The organism is Syntrophales bacterium (assembly GCA_026417625.1).
In the GTDB taxonomy this organism is placed as follows: Bacteria; Desulfobacterota; Syntrophia; order Syntrophales; family UBA8958; genus JAOACW01.
The window spans coordinates 24,821-38,895 of the sequence record JAOACW010000001.1; the positions used below are offsets into that span (position 1 = coordinate 24,821).

Consider the following 14,075-nt stretch of genomic DNA (forward strand, 5'->3'; position numbering starts at 1 on the left):
CAATTTGAAACGTAGGTTAAACATTTTTTAGAGAAATTGTGGCCCTGGCAAAGTCATCTGAGGCTCACTTAGTAAGAACTTACCCTCTTCAATCCACTCTTTCAGAATCCATGTTATCTCTCTCGCCTTATAGTAGCTTGAAAGAGGTGTAGTGGGTACTTTTTTCCCATTAAGCACAATTGTACCGCTACGCAGCTCCTTGTAATTTACCTCCCCAATGCTCCTCAGAGGACCACCCTTAGGATAATCCATGCCGTAATCATACACTTGGGTATAGATATCCTCATCTTTAACCGCGGTAAAACGGGCCATCTCCTCATCCAAAATAGGAATCGGAATCCCAATGCCTACGTAAAGCGATACTCCGTAGCCAAGGATGCTTGCCCCAACGAGCCACTGGGGTGACATCTCTTTAAGGTTGCCGATAACTGCAATTGTCCCCGCTCCTTCACGAGGCACACCATTTTTTCCTCTTTTCACGTTTGGGTTATGCTGTGTTCCAGACCAAACAACAAAACCCTGAGCCCCACCAAGAAAAATGCGCGTTCCAACACCAATGGTTCTGTAATAAGGATCGTTAAACAGAGGGCTCAGTTGTCCCGAAGTAGCGTAATTTGCGTTCCCCATCCTTGGTCTTAGCATACCCATGTATGTATAGATAGTCCGGTCGGAGAGATTCACCGCACAACTGTAATTCTGATACGCATTACGGGGATTGAAGAGAATAGCATCTCTAAAATCAAACAACGTAAGATTACGTTCATGCTTTCTTGAGGGATAGCAGTCCGTTCCATACCCTTCTGCACGCAACCGAATGACGTTACCCGCAACTAAATCTTCTATTACATGTCCACCACCGTAGTTAAACTCACCAGGGTAAACGCTATTTAGAGGATCCCCCTCAACTACTTCAGTGGCTCCTATGTAACAATCAACCGCGGCGAGTCCTGCGTAGGCAGGTACATCATTCAACCAAACCTTTGAAGCCTTAATCCTAGGTGATGTGTGACCAAAGTTCAGAAAAGCACCGGAAGAACACATTGGACTGAAAGTTCCCGTCGTCACCACATCCACTCTTCTTGCTGCCTCCACATCACCATGTCTCTCCACAATATCGATCATCTCCTCGGCAGTAACCACAACGGCCTTTCCCTGACGAATTTTTTCATTAATCTCAGCGTATGTCTTCTTTACCTTGTATTTTTTCATCTCCCATATCCCGTTGATCCGAATCCTCCTGACCCCCTATGGGAAGGTTCATGATCCCCATCCAGTTCCCAATAGACGCGACATACCTTTTGAACCACCATCTGGGCTACGCGATCCCCCCTACGAACGATAAACGGTTCTCTTCCAAAATTTATGAGGATAACCTTTATTTCTCCCCGATAATCTGCATCCACGGTTCCAGGGGCATTCACCAAACCCACACCATACCGTAGAGCCAAACCGCTACGAGGTCTTATTTGAGCTTCGTAACCATCAGGAAGGGCTACTGCGATTCCCGTCGGAATTTCTCTCCATTCCCCCGGAGGAATAACTGTATCAGCTTGTACGGCAGCACGAATATCCATGCCCGCCGCCTGAGGGGTCATGTACTGCGGAATATCCAAATCCTCACATCCGGGCAGTTTTCTGATGGGCACCTTAACAAATTCCTGCATAAATAACCTCAAAATCAAACCTTATACATATGAAGAACAATATCCTTTTCAGAAATAGGACCTATAGCTGCAACCCCTATATTGCTTGGATTCATTATCTCTCTTGCTAAAGCCCGAATATCCTCCCCGCTCAGTGCGTCTATCCGCTCGAGCACTTCCTCCATAGGGATGTCTCTGCCAAAACATATCTCATTCTTTGCCAAACGTGTCATCCGGTTGTCTGTGCTCTCCATACTCAGAATGAAATTTCCCTTTACAAGCTCTTTGGCACTCTCAAGTTCCTTCTCCGTAATGCACTCTTCAGTTAATTTTGTAAGTTCCTCCATAATTAAATCGAGAATCATCGCTACCTCTTTCCTACCTGACCCCACATAAATGCCTAGAATTCCAGTATCCGTGTAAGGTACAAGATAGGAATGGACAGCATATGCCAACCCTCTTTTTTCCCTTATCTCTTGAAATAGTCGGGAACTCATGCCACCACCAAGGACAGCATTCAGTATAAATCCAGCGAACCGTTTCTCACTCACCAGTGACGGCGCCAGAGTTCCCACCATAAGATGAACCTGCTCAAGATCCTTCTCAATGACAGCTATTTGAGGTGATGCATGAGGTCTTGAACTTTCAACAGTTTCTCCAACAAAATCTTTATCTCCAAAAATAGGGCCAGCAATATCGACAAGCTGATGGTGATTCACCTTTCCCGCTGCAGAAATAACCACATTTTTACCCCCATAACGGGTTTCAAAAAAAACTCTAAGTAGCGTTTGATTCAATTGTTCCACACTTTTATTTGTACCTAAAACTGGACGGCCTAAACTGTGACCATTCCAGAAGTTCATCTCCAGAAGTTCATGAACATAGTCGTCTGGAGAGTCTTCAAGCATCTTGATTTCTTGAAGAATCACGGATTTTTCCTTCTCAACCTCTTTCTCATCAAAAAGGGAATTTCTGAAAATATCACCCAGAAGATCAACAGCGAGATGCAAATGATAATCAGGAACTTTTATGTAAAGGGCTGTGAATTCCTTACTGGTAAAGGCATTCATCACACCGCCCACTGAATCAATAGTTGAGGCGATGTCTAATGCCGTTCTTTTTTTCGTTCCCTTAAAGAGCATATGCTCGACAAAATGAGCAATACCATGCTGCGACTCATCTTCATGGCGCGAGCCACAGGTAACCCAAATCCCAAAGGAGACAGATCTTACGTGGTTAATCTCCTCAGAAATAACTTTAGTGCCATTGTCCAGAACTGTTCTACTTATTCTTCCCATCAGCTCCAAGCGCTTCCTTTCGACTCAAACGTATCTTCCCCTGTTTGTCGATATCCACAACTTTAACCATGATCTCATCTCCCTCTTTAAGCACATCCGTCACCTTACTCACCCTGTGCTTGGACAGTTGGGATATGTGAACGAGTCCTTCTGTACCTGGCAGTATTTCTACAAATGCCCCAAAATCAACAACTCTTTTTACTACACCTTTGTAAATCTTACCAACCTCCGCCTCTTCAGTTAACCACCTAACCATTGCTACTGCCCTTGCTGCCGCTTCTGCATCCGTGGAAGCAATCTTCACTGTACCGTCGTCCTCAATATCAATAGTCACTCCCGTCTCATTAATAATCTGCCGGATATTTTTACCGCCTGCTCCTATTACATCACGGATCTTCTCAGGTTTCACCTTTATAGTGGTAATCCGCGGCGCATACACGGAAATATTAGGTCTGGGTTTGCTGATTATCTGCTGGAGACGATCGATTATGCTCATTCGACCATCCCTCGCCTTGTCTAGAGACATTTTCAAAATCTCGGAAGTAAGTCCCTCGATCTTAATGTCCATCTGCATGGCGGTGATACCCTTCTTTGTACCACATACTTTAAAATCCATATCCCCGGCATGGTCCTCATCACCCAAAATATCAGAAAGTATAACCACCTCATCCCCTTCTTTCAGAAGTCCCATAGCAATTCCTGCCACCATATCTTTAATGGGTACACCTCCATCCATCAGGGAAAGAGTTCCCCCACAAACAGTAGCCATAGATGATGAACCATTTGAAGACAAAATCTCCGACACAATGCGAATAGTGTAAGGAAACTCCTCTTGAGACGGCAAAATGGGCAGAAGAGCCCTACGAGCCAAATTTCCGTGGCCTATTTCCCTTCTACTTGGTCCTCGAAGCGGACGTGTCTCTCCAACGCAGTAGGGTGGAAAATTGTAATGAAGTATGAAGGTCCGCATCTCCTCCCCAGTTATGAAATCTATCCGTTGTTCATCCGTAGATGTACCAAGTGTTAAAGTTACCATCGCTTGAGTCTCCCCCCGACTGAACAATGCCGACCCATGAGCCCTTGGCAAAAGCCCTACCTCAGCACTTAAGGGTCGCAAATCGTTAGGTCCTCTCCCATCTATCCTCCTTTTTTCTTTTAAGATCATACTCCTGAGAACATTCCTTTCCAGTTCATCCAAAGCTGCAGTAACTGCCATCCGCAGCTTATGGTCATCACCCGCGATTTTTTGAACAGTAGATGTGCGTACTTCCTCAAGAGCAGCACGTCTCTCAAGCTTCCTAGGAAAGGAATATGCCTCCTTTATTCTGGCAAGGGCTTCCCCACGGACCACATCCATGACCCAATCTTCAATCTCTATCTTCTGGAATGTCCGTTTAGGTTTACCCTCCTGTTGCCTCATTCTCTCCTGCAATTCTAATATGGGTCGTAAGCTTTCCAAACCTATCTCAATAGCCCTGACTATATCGTCCTCCTGTGCTTCCTTTGCCTCACCTTCCACCATTACCAAGTTCACATCACTCCTCCCCTCCCCTTCTCTTGATACTTTTTTACCCGAAAGGAAAAGATTGATACTACTTGCATCTTGCTCCTCAAGGGAGGGATTGCATACAAATCTCCCATCCACGCGCACAACTCTTACGCCTGCCACAGGTCCGTTGAAAGGTATATCAGAAATTTCCAGTGCCGCAGAGGCTCCTAACATTGCCGCCACAGCGGGATCATTCTCATTATCAGCCGAAAGAACAGTAGCTATCAACTGTGTTTCAAAATTATACCCCTTTGGTATAAGGGGGCGAATAGAACGATCGATAAGACGTGAGGTAAGTATCTCTCTTTCATTGGGTCGACCTTCCCTCTTAAAGAAACCTCCGGGAATTTTTCCCGCAGCAAAAGTCATCTCCAGATAATCAACAGTAAGGGGCAAAAAGTCGACCCCTTCTTTAGCAACTTTTGACGAAACTACAGTTACCAAAACAACAGTATCACCATAGGTAACAAGTACAGCCCCGTCAGCTTGAGCTGCAACATAAGAGGTCTTCAATGATATAGGCCTACCGCCAAAATCACAGGTATACACGTTACTCATCGATACCTTTACCTCACCAATTTCGATACTATTTTCTTAATCCCAAACGGGAAATCAACGATCTGTACCGTTCGATATCCTTCCTCCTTAAATAATCCAAAAGACGCCTCCTCTGACCAACAAGTTTCAAAAGCCCACGCCGTGAATGATGATCTTTCTTATGTGCCTTGAAATGTTCGGTAAGATAATCAATCCTAGCACTCAACAACGCTATTTGTACCTCAGGCGATCCTGTGTCTTTTTCGTGAAGCTGAAAATTGGCGATAATCTCTTTTCTCTTCTCTTGACTCAGCACCTTTTCCTCCTGTTTCTTTCAAAATATGTGATAATAAAAATTGTTCAACTGTCGTGAAACACTCGTAATATCTTAAAGTAACCCCCTCCGAGTGGCTGCCTCTCACCCTGAGGAAGAATGTACCGGACAACCGCCACTAATTTGTTACTATAATTTATAAATTTTAACACATCTCCCGCTTTTATGAAAGAAATATCACAATAGCACAATTTGTCAAAAGGCAGTTCAACACCGTTTCTCACCACCCACACATCTTCCTCGCCAAGTTTCACCGATCTTAAATGGTACAAAGCATCAGAAAGGGACACCACATTCTCAACTAAAGCATTCCGATCATCCGGGGGGACAGCCATGGAATCTATAAAATTCCCGCTACGTAATCTTCTGAGGTTGTATAGACAACCTCCACATCCCAGAGCACGACCTATGTCAAAACTTAAAGTACGAAGGTATGTTCCTGATGAGCACGTCACTGTTATTGTTACATACGGTAAATTTACCTCATCTAGTTTGATTTCTTTAATCGTTACCCAACGAGGAGGCACCTCCACTCTGATACCCCGCCTCGCCCATCTGTAAAGAGCTTTTCCCCTGAACTTAACTGCAGAAAATGCTGGTGGTTTTTGCTGAACCCTACCCACAAAACGCATCAAAACATCCAGAATTTCCTCCTCCGAAACATGAGGGTTTTTCCGCTCCAATACTTTACCTTCAATATCCCAGCTATCCGTTTCTACACCAAGGAGGACCGTTGCTCTGTAAACCTTCTCCTGATCCATAAGAAAAGGAGTCAATTTTGTCCCCTCGTTCAGACCAACCACAAGAACACCCGTCGCCAGAGGATCCAATGTTCCCATATGACCCGCCTTTTTCACACCGAGAATTCTCCTCACAAGCTGAACGGTGTCATGGGACGTTTTCCCCTCTGGTTTGTCAACGACAACTACACCATTCATTACTGTGTAATGATACCTGTTAGGTGTTTTAGGAGTTCCCCTCGAACATATTCATAGGATCCCACTATCCTGCACGCTGCAGCATTCAAATGTCCTCCCCCACCGAATATCCGGGCCACACTTTCAACATCATACATGTCTTTCGAACGCAAACTTACTTTAAACTCATTTACGGATAACTCTGTGAAGAGCACCGAGACTACAACACTATCTACAGTTCTCGGGAGATCCACAAAACCCTCTGTAAGTTCAGGTAAAGCTCCCGTTTCTTCAAAATCCTTTTGTCTCACCAACATCATTCCTACTTTTCCATTCAGGGCAAACTCAAGTGTCTGAACCACCTTAGCCAATAAAAGTAGTTTCTCCAAGGGATGACTCTCATAAACACGCTGTGCTATAAATTGAGGGTTAGCTCCCTTTTCAACTAAGAAACTCACCGCTTTAAAAACTTCACTTGTGGTATTTCCGTAGCGAAATCCTCCTGTATCTGTCAGAATCGCTGTATAAATATTTGTGGCAATCTCTTCAGTAACAGTACCACCCATCCCCATGATAAGTTTCAAAATTAACTCTCCTGTTGAACTCGCTGAAGGATCCACCCATGAAATTTGACAGAAACCACCGTTGGACACATGGTGATCGATGTTTACAATAGTGATATCATTTCCTATTTTTTTCGCTAATCGACCCACTCTTCTGAGATCACCACAGTCGAGGACAAACAAAACATCAAACCCATCCACACCTTCAATCTCATTTACGATCACTTCCGAGCCAGGAAGAAATCGATAATTAGCCGGGGTGGGATCCTCATTGAAAACAACTACCTGCTTGCCCTTTCGTTTAAGAAAATGGTAAAGGGCTAGCTCCGAACCCAAAGCATCACCATCAAGTCTTACATGGGAAGTAATAAGAAATCTGGTACCTTGGTGAATACACTCAGCTATCTTCTGAATCATGACCACTTTTGTGGATCTCTCTTATGAGATACTCAATCCGGCTCCCACAGATAAACGATTTGTCTACTTCAAAAATGAGTTCAGGCACATATCTTAACTGCAAACGTTTTCCCAGCTGCCTCCTCAAAAAACCTGTGGCTCTTCTCATTGCTTCCTGAGTTTCCGGGCGGCATACATCCTGACCTAGTTCAACATAGAACACCCTCGCATGACGGAGATCACTGCTCACCTTGGCCCCGGTAATGGTGACCATCGCTACTCGTGGATCTCCCACTTCACGTTGTAGTATTTCCGATAGCTCTTCGCATATGCGATCCGCTACACGCTCTGCTCTTCTAAAAGTACCCAATAACAACACCCCCTACAAATTTTAATCACCATAGGGTGGCTCATATTTATCCAACACTTCCACCGAAGGTAAATCCACTTTCTTGGAAATGTTCATTATCTCCAAATCTGAAAATAAAATCTCCGCTAAATCCATCGATTCAATGAATCTGAGTACATGATCTGCCTTTGCATCAACTAACCGCCTATCATTTCCCACAAGAGAAAACCCAATCTGCGCCCTTCCCCACATATCTTGATCGCCTATTTCGGCAATGGAAATATTGAATTCGTTTTGCGTTCTTTTAAGTATTTTCTTTAAAATTGCTCTCTTCTCCTTAAGAGACCTTGCCTGAGTAATTCTCAGGACTATAATCCCGGTGCCCACAACCATTGGGACCAACCTCCAAATCCTTCACAAATAAATCCTCAAAGCTTGCGTTCTACCCGTTCCTTCGTGTAAACCTCTATTATGTCACCCACTTTGAGATCCTGAAAATTCTCAATACTGACCCCACATTCAAAACCTGCCAATACCTCCCGAACATCATCCTTCAACCTCTTCAAAGAACCAATACGTCCATCGTAAATGACCACCCCATCCCTTATTAAACGCACATTTGCGCTTCGCACAATCTTCCCCTCAGAAACATAACATCCAGCTACGGTACCTACCTTTGAAATACGAAAAAGCTGACGGACCTCAGCCCTACCCAGAACCACATCCTGATAGATTGGTTCAAGTAAACCTTCCATCGCTGCCTTAACGTCAGAAATTAGGTTATAGATTACATCGTACAGCTTTATCTCCACACCCTCCTGCTCCGCCAATTCCATTACCCTACTGTCTGGCCGCACATTAAAACCGATGATTATGGCATTGGCTGCGGATGCTAGCATAACATCCGTTTCCGTAACTGTCCCTGTGGAACTGTGGATGATCTTTATCTTCACATCAGAGGTACTCAATCTGTTCAAAGCCTCTGTAATAGCCTCAACGGAACCCTGAACATCACCCTTAACGATAACATTGAAATCTTTTACCCCTTCTTTTATCTTCTGATAGAGTTGCTCCAGAGTTATCTTTGAAGTGGCATACAACTCCTTTTCCCTTTCCTTACGCATCCAGTATTCCGCAATCTGCTTGGCCTTCTTATCATCCTCAACACAGAGAAACTCCGCACCAACGGGAGGCACACGAGAAAAACCAATAACCTCCACCGGCATTGAAGGGCCTGCCTCTTTTACTCTCCTGCCCTGATCGTTTATCATAGCCCTGACACGACCGTATTCTGTTTTACAAACGAAATTGTCTCCTTCCCTCAACGTGCCTTCCTGAATGAGCACAGTCGCAACAGGTCCGCGTCCTTTATCCAGCTTGGACTCTATTACAACACCCCGGGCAGAGCGGTCAGGATCGGCTTTCAGCTCCATTATATCGGCCTGTAGGAGAATCAATTCCAGTAGCTCCTCGATGTTGACACGGTATTTCGCTGAAACTTCGCAATAGATCGTATCACCACCCCACTCCTCAGGCACAAGATTATACTCCGTCAATGCCTGTTTAATCTTCTCCGGATTGGCATTCGGTTTGTCAATCTTGTTTATTGCCACAATTATAGGGACACCTGCGGCCTTCGCATGATTGATAGCCTCTACCGTTTGTTCCATTACTCCATCATCTGCTGCAACAACAAGTACAACTATATCGGTGACCTGGGCACCTCGGGCTCTCATGGCCGTGAATGCCTCATGCCCAGGGGTATCGAGAAATACAATTTCTCTGTCTTTCACCTTAACGTGATAGGCACCAATAGCCTGTGTAATTCCTCCCGCTTCACCTTCAATGACATTTGTCTGTCTGATTGCATCAAGTAGCGAGGTCTTACCATGGTCTACATGGCCCATTATGGTCACCACAGGTGCTCTTGGTTTTAGATTTCTAGGCTCTGTATCCCTCTGGAGCAACGTTTCTTCCAGTTCGGATTCAGCGGATTCCACCTGGTAACCAAATTCAGAGGCTATAAGAGAAGCAGTATCGAAATCCACCACCTGGTTTATCGTTATCATCAGTCCGAGATTCATCAGCTTCCCTATTACCTCACTGGCTTTAACACCCATTTTCTTTGCAAGATCGCCGACAGTTATTGTCTCACCCATCTTAAAACGTCGCTTAATGGGTTTGGGAACGGTAATCAACGGTTTTTGGACTTTTGTAATCTCTTTTTTAGCTTCCTTCCATTTTATAGGCCTTTCCTCATAATCCACCAAATCTTCGAAGCGTTCCCTACGGTCAAAAACCTTCTTTACCAATAACTTTTTCTTCGGCGGCGGTTCAGATATTATTATCTCTATTGGCTTTTTTCCTTTCTTTTTCTCCTTTTCCAACTCCACCTTTGGGAGTTTTTTCTCTGCTACTGAAGATCCCTCCTTAACCAGCTTCAAACCTGCTACTCTATCTTCCTTCACGGGAGATGTTATTTCTTCAACTTCTTCTGCTTCCTTTAACTTAACGGGCTTCTCCTCAATTTCTGTTTCTTGAATAACTGCCGCTGAAATTTGTTCCGATTCTTCTTCTCCGATAACAAAATCCTTCGCACTAACCTCTGTGAGCTGTTCCTCTGGAGAAAGCGAGACAAAACTCTCCTCGTTCACTATATGCACTGGCACTTCGGGAACCGCAGATTCTTCATGCTTTGTAGATTCCGGTGGCGTAACCTTTCTCAATGAAGGCTCTACTTGTTTCTGAGGTTCTACATGCTTTAGTGCTTCCAAAACCTCCTCTTGTTCTTCCTTCACGGCTACGCGGACCTGCTGTATTGACTCTTTTTTAGGAGCAGCCACCACCTCCATCTTTTCTTCTCTCTTTTCTTCTCCAGTAAACGATACAGGTTGCTCTCGGACTTCCTCAACTGCCGCTTTAACGAACCTTCTTCTTATCACAGTAGATTTTATACGCTCTTCCACAACCTCACCTGGTCCACCTTTTGCGAACTCCCGTTTAATCCTTTCCACCTCACTATCCTCAAGGGTACTGGAGTGTGACCTCACAATCATCCCCAGTTTCTCCATCCGAGCGATGAGTTCCTTACTATCTATTCCCAGTTCTTTTGCCAGTTCGTAAACTCTTTTTCTGGACATATTCTAAACTCCTCGTCCCCACGGACACGGTTTAGGTGATCCGCTCCTTGACCTTTTTTGAACCTTGCTGTCCCTCAATTATTTTCCACGCTCCTTCTATCCATCTTCCAGCTCTTTCCTCATCAACTCCTGTAATCGAAGTTAACATATCAATGTCAGATGTTGCAACCATAGCCACGCTTTTCACACCTGCTTCAATGAGACATTCTGCCATTTCTTCGTCCATTTCGGGGATCTTCAACAAAGCCGTCATACTATCTTCCTTTTCTCCTGCCATGGATTCGCTTTTCACATCTATCTTCCAACCCGTAAGCTTGACAGCTAGACGGACATTCTGTCCATTTTTTCCTATAGCAAGAGAAAGCTGATCATCGGGAACTATAACCTCCATTGCCTTACTCTCATTATCTATCAATACTCTACTCACTCTAGCAGGAGAGAGAGCGGCACACACGTATTTTGCAGGATCAATACTGTAAGGCACTATATCTATCTTCTCACCCCGAAGTTCCTGCACAATATTTTGAACGCGTGTCCCCCTCATTCCAACACAGGCACCCACAGGATCTACATCCTTATCCTTACTCCTTACTGCCACTTTGGCCCTTCTTCCAGGTTCTCTAGCTACGCTTACAATTTCTATCAGACCCTCCGCTATCTCAGGTACCTCAAGTTCAAAAAGGGCTTTCAGGAAACCGGGGTGCGTTCGGGAAAGTAGAATTTGAGGACCTTTTGCCGTCTTATCCTTAACGTCAAATACATATGCCCTTATTCTTTCGCCTCTTCTATACGTTTCCCGATAAATCTGCTCCGACACAGGAATTACCCCTTCGGCCCTACCGATGTTCACCACTATATTCCCTCCCTCAAATCGCTGCACGAAACCACTAACCAGGGTACCCTTCCTATCCTTAAACTCCTCGTAAATGCTCTCCTTCTCTGCATCTTTCACTTTCTGAATGATTATCTGCTTAGCCACCTGCGCGGCGATCCTCCCAAATGTTCCCGCATCCAACTTTATACCAAGGCTGTCTCCTGGCATAGCTCCTTCGTCAAGTGTTCGAGCTTCTTCCAGTGAAATCTGGCGATCAGGATCCGTTACCTTCTCCTCCACCGTTTTAAAGAGAAAAACTTCTATCTCACCTAACTCCTCATTGTAATGAGCCTCTACGTCCGCCTTTGGTCCTAGTTTCTGCTTGGCTGCTTTAACCATAGCAACTTCAAGAGCCTCAATAATAACGGATTTTTCCAAACCACGATCCTTACTCATCTGGTCAATCAAACGCTTTAACTCGGGAAACATTCACAATCCTCCCCTGCTTACATCCTTATTCTAAAATCAAACCACTACTTCCAAATGGGCCTTTACGACTAACGACCTAGGTATACGATACGCGCGATCCTTAACCTGTACCAGTAGAATCTTCCCCTCAGGTTCATCAAGATACGCCACAAGTTCCCCGTGAAAATTTCTTATTCCCTCTACTGGAACATGAGTCTGCACGTGAACTCTTTGTCCTTGATAACGGACAAAATCCTTATCGCGCACAAGAGGTCTGTTAACCCCTGGAGAAGAAACCTCCAAGATGTACGATCCAGGGGGTATATCGTGCACATCGAGGATATCTCCCACAAGATCACTTATCCTGGCACAATCATCAACACTCACAGAACCGTTTTCTTTATCAAGATAAAGTCGCACAAGCCAGCGGGATTTCATCCTCAAACATTCAACCTGAATTATCTCCATCCCCTGGGCTTCTACAACGGGTTCAATAATCTCCTGTATTTTCACACTGTAGTTATCCATTAACACCACTCCTTTGAAAAAAAAAGTGGGCTTTGCCCACTTCCACGAAAAATTAACTTCCGAAAATTTTTTATATGTTACCACACAAAAAATGCTAACGCAAGCAAAAAAGCGGGAAACAATCCAATGAAACATTTAAGCGGGCGATGGGAATCGAACCCACGACGTCCAGCTTGGGAAGCTGGCATTCTTCCGCTGAATTACGCCCGCACTTTCAAACCGGATATTAACCAATCCCTCTCATTTGTCAAGGTTTTTCCCACAAAGTCTCACCTTAGCAGCCCCTGCATGACCACTCAAACCTTCAATTTTCGCAAATCTCTCCGCTTTCGGTCCGTACATACGAAAAGCGTTTTCCGAAAAGGAAAGAACACTTATACGTTTGACAAAATCGTAAACTCCGAGTGGTGAAGAAAAACGAGCACTACCTGCCGTTGGTAAAATGTGATTCGGACCGGCCAGATAATCCCCCAAAACTTCGGGCGTCCACGAACCTAGAAACACAGCCCCGGCACTTCTCACACAAGAAAGCAATTCCTCGGGATGGTCCACAAGTAACTCAAGATGCTCTGGTGCGAAATCGTTAGCAAGTGCCATTGCTTCAGTTAGATCCCTAGTAACTATCAATGCCCCGTACCTCTCTAGGGATCGTCGCGCCACATCACATTTCAAACTTTCCAGCTGTCTTTTTACCTCCTTCAACACATCCATCGCATATGCTTCAGAAGGGGTTAGCAGAACAGCACATGCCCTTTCGTCATGTTCCGCCTGTGCAATAAGATCAGCAGCGGCATAAGACGGTGGTGATGTACCGTCTCCAATGATCAAAACCTCACTAGGCCCAGCAATAGAATCGATGTCTACAGCCCCAAAGACCACCTTTTTTGCCGCCGCTACATATACATTTCCCGGACCTACAATCTTGTCAACCCTTGGGATCGACTCCGTACCGAAAGCCATAGCAGCAACAGCCTGAGCACCACCTACCTTGAAGAACGCATCCACCTCCACAAGCAGAGCGGCATAAGCTACATAAGGATCAACCTCTTCCCCACGCACAGGTGAACATACGATTATTTCATTCACACCCGCTACACGTGCAGGTATTGCCGCCATTAGGAGTGTCGATGGGTAAGACGCAAGCCCCCCGGGTACATAAATCCCTACCCTGTTAAGGGGAACAATTCTCTGACCTAAAAGGATTCCATCATCTTCGTAAACCCAGTTTTTCTCAACCTGATGGCAGTGATACTTTCTTATCCTACTTGCTGCCAGCTCCAAAATCTCTCTGTCTTCCGTTGACAGCCGGGACGCCAAGTAGTTGAGTTCCTCCTTGGAGCAAAGAACACTACGGGAATCAATATAGTGCCCCTCGAACCTCAAGGTGTAATCAAATAGCGCAGCATCACCTTTGACCGCCACCTCCCTTACGATTTCTTCAACCTGGGACAAAACATCACCGAAGATTATATCGCGTCTTTCCACTAAAGCCCTGAAGAAAACCCCGAAGTCCGAACTATCAGTTTTTATAAGTTTCAC

General features: G+C 45.0%; 13 protein-coding genes and 1 tRNA gene. All 14 read right to left on the reverse strand.

Going from position 1 to position 14,075, the window contains the following annotated elements; genetic code table 11:
* Positions 1-27 precede the first annotated feature (27 nt).
* The gene (locus tag N2317_00150; GenBank protein ID MCX7815909.1) at positions 28-1,209 is read right to left on the reverse strand and encodes a homocysteine biosynthesis protein; all 1,182 of its coding nucleotides are present in this window, start codon (positions 1,207-1,209) and stop codon (positions 28-30) included.
* The gene (gene dut / locus N2317_00155; GenBank protein ID MCX7815910.1) at positions 1,206-1,664 is read right to left on the reverse strand and encodes a dUTP diphosphatase; all 459 of its coding nucleotides are present in this window, start codon (positions 1,662-1,664) and stop codon (positions 1,206-1,208) included. Before dut ends, N2317_00150 begins: the two co-directional genes overlap by 4 nt.
* A 14-nt stretch (positions 1,665-1,678) precedes the next feature.
* The gene (locus N2317_00160) at positions 1,679-2,941 is read right to left on the reverse strand and encodes an insulinase family protein (GenBank protein MCX7815911.1); all 1,263 of its coding nucleotides are present in this window, start codon (positions 2,939-2,941) and stop codon (positions 1,679-1,681) included.
* A complete protein-coding gene (locus N2317_00165) occupies positions 2,925-5,048 on the reverse strand; it encodes a polyribonucleotide nucleotidyltransferase (protein ID MCX7815912.1) in 2,124 nt (707 codons plus the stop codon). Before N2317_00165 ends, N2317_00160 begins: the two co-directional genes overlap by 17 nt.
* Positions 5,049-5,076: 28 nt before the next feature.
* Positions 5,077-5,343 (reverse strand): 30S ribosomal protein S15, encoded by a 267-nt coding sequence (rpsO, locus tag N2317_00170; GenBank protein ID MCX7815913.1) that lies wholly within the window; start codon positions 5,341-5,343, stop codon positions 5,077-5,079.
* A gap of 44 nt (positions 5,344-5,387) precedes the next feature.
* The gene (gene truB, locus N2317_00175; GenBank protein ID MCX7815914.1) at positions 5,388-6,299 is read right to left on the reverse strand and encodes a tRNA pseudouridine(55) synthase TruB; all 912 of its coding nucleotides are present in this window, start codon (positions 6,297-6,299) and stop codon (positions 5,388-5,390) included.
* Entirely contained in the window at positions 6,299-7,258 is a 960-nt protein-coding gene (locus tag N2317_00180; protein ID MCX7815915.1) for a bifunctional oligoribonuclease/PAP phosphatase NrnA, read from the reverse strand. The genes truB and N2317_00180 overlap by 1 nt, the downstream gene beginning before the upstream one ends.
* The gene (rbfA, locus tag N2317_00185; protein ID MCX7815916.1) at positions 7,239-7,607 is read right to left on the reverse strand and encodes a 30S ribosome-binding factor RbfA; all 369 of its coding nucleotides are present in this window, start codon (positions 7,605-7,607) and stop codon (positions 7,239-7,241) included. Before rbfA ends, N2317_00180 begins: the two co-directional genes overlap by 20 nt.
* A 21-nt stretch (positions 7,608-7,628) precedes the next feature.
* Positions 7,629-7,979: a DUF503 domain-containing protein gene (locus N2317_00190; GenBank protein MCX7815917.1), complete on the reverse strand. Its 351-nt coding sequence runs from the start codon at positions 7,977-7,979 to the stop codon at positions 7,629-7,631.
* A 35-nt stretch (positions 7,980-8,014) separates the two neighbouring features.
* Complete coding sequence (gene infB / locus N2317_00195) at positions 8,015-10,726, reverse strand: translation initiation factor IF-2 (GenBank protein ID MCX7815918.1); 2,712 nt, start codon at positions 10,724-10,726, stop codon at positions 8,015-8,017.
* A 31-nt stretch (positions 10,727-10,757) separates the two neighbouring features.
* A complete protein-coding gene (gene nusA / locus N2317_00200; GenBank protein ID MCX7815919.1) occupies positions 10,758-12,029 on the reverse strand; it encodes a transcription termination factor NusA in 1,272 nt (423 codons plus the stop codon).
* Between the two features lie 36 nt (positions 12,030-12,065).
* A complete protein-coding gene (locus tag N2317_00205; protein ID MCX7815920.1) occupies positions 12,066-12,536 on the reverse strand; it encodes a ribosome maturation factor RimP in 471 nt (156 codons plus the stop codon).
* 138 nt (positions 12,537-12,674) lie between these two features.
* Positions 12,675-12,746 (reverse strand) — tRNA-Gly (locus tag N2317_00210).
* Positions 12,747-12,776: 30 nt separating this feature from the next.
* Entirely contained in the window at positions 12,777-14,075 is a 1,299-nt protein-coding gene (gene hisD / locus N2317_00215) for a histidinol dehydrogenase (protein ID MCX7815921.1), read from the reverse strand.

Coding starts and splice junctions, on each gene's coding strand:
- N2317_00150 (MCX7815909.1), bottom strand. CDS start 1,209: ATGAAAAAATACAAGGTAAAGAAGACATACGCTGAGATTAATGAAAAA.
- dut (MCX7815910.1), bottom strand. CDS start 1,664: ATGCAGGAATTTGTTAAGGTGCCCATCAGAAAACTGCCCGGATGTGAG.
- N2317_00160 (MCX7815911.1), bottom strand. CDS start 2,941: ATGGGAAGAATAAGTAGAACAGTTCTGGACAATGGCACTAAAGTTATT.
- N2317_00165 (MCX7815912.1), bottom strand. CDS start 5,048: ATGAGTAACGTGTATACCTGTGATTTTGGCGGTAGGCCTATATCATTG.
- truB (MCX7815914.1), bottom strand. CDS start 6,299: ATGAATGGTGTAGTTGTCGTTGACAAACCAGAGGGGAAAACGTCCCAT.
- N2317_00180 (MCX7815915.1), bottom strand. CDS start 7,258: ATGATTCAGAAGATAGCTGAGTGTATTCACCAAGGTACCAGATTTCTT.
- N2317_00190 (MCX7815917.1), bottom strand. CDS start 7,979: ATGGTTGTGGGCACCGGGATTATAGTCCTGAGAATTACTCAGGCAAGG.
- infB (MCX7815918.1), bottom strand. CDS start 10,726: ATGTCCAGAAAAAGAGTTTACGAACTGGCAAAAGAACTGGGAATAGAT.
- nusA (MCX7815919.1), bottom strand. CDS start 12,029: ATGTTTCCCGAGTTAAAGCGTTTGATTGACCAGATGAGTAAGGATCGT.
- N2317_00205 (MCX7815920.1), bottom strand. CDS start 12,536: ATGGATAACTACAGTGTGAAAATACAGGAGATTATTGAACCCGTTGTA.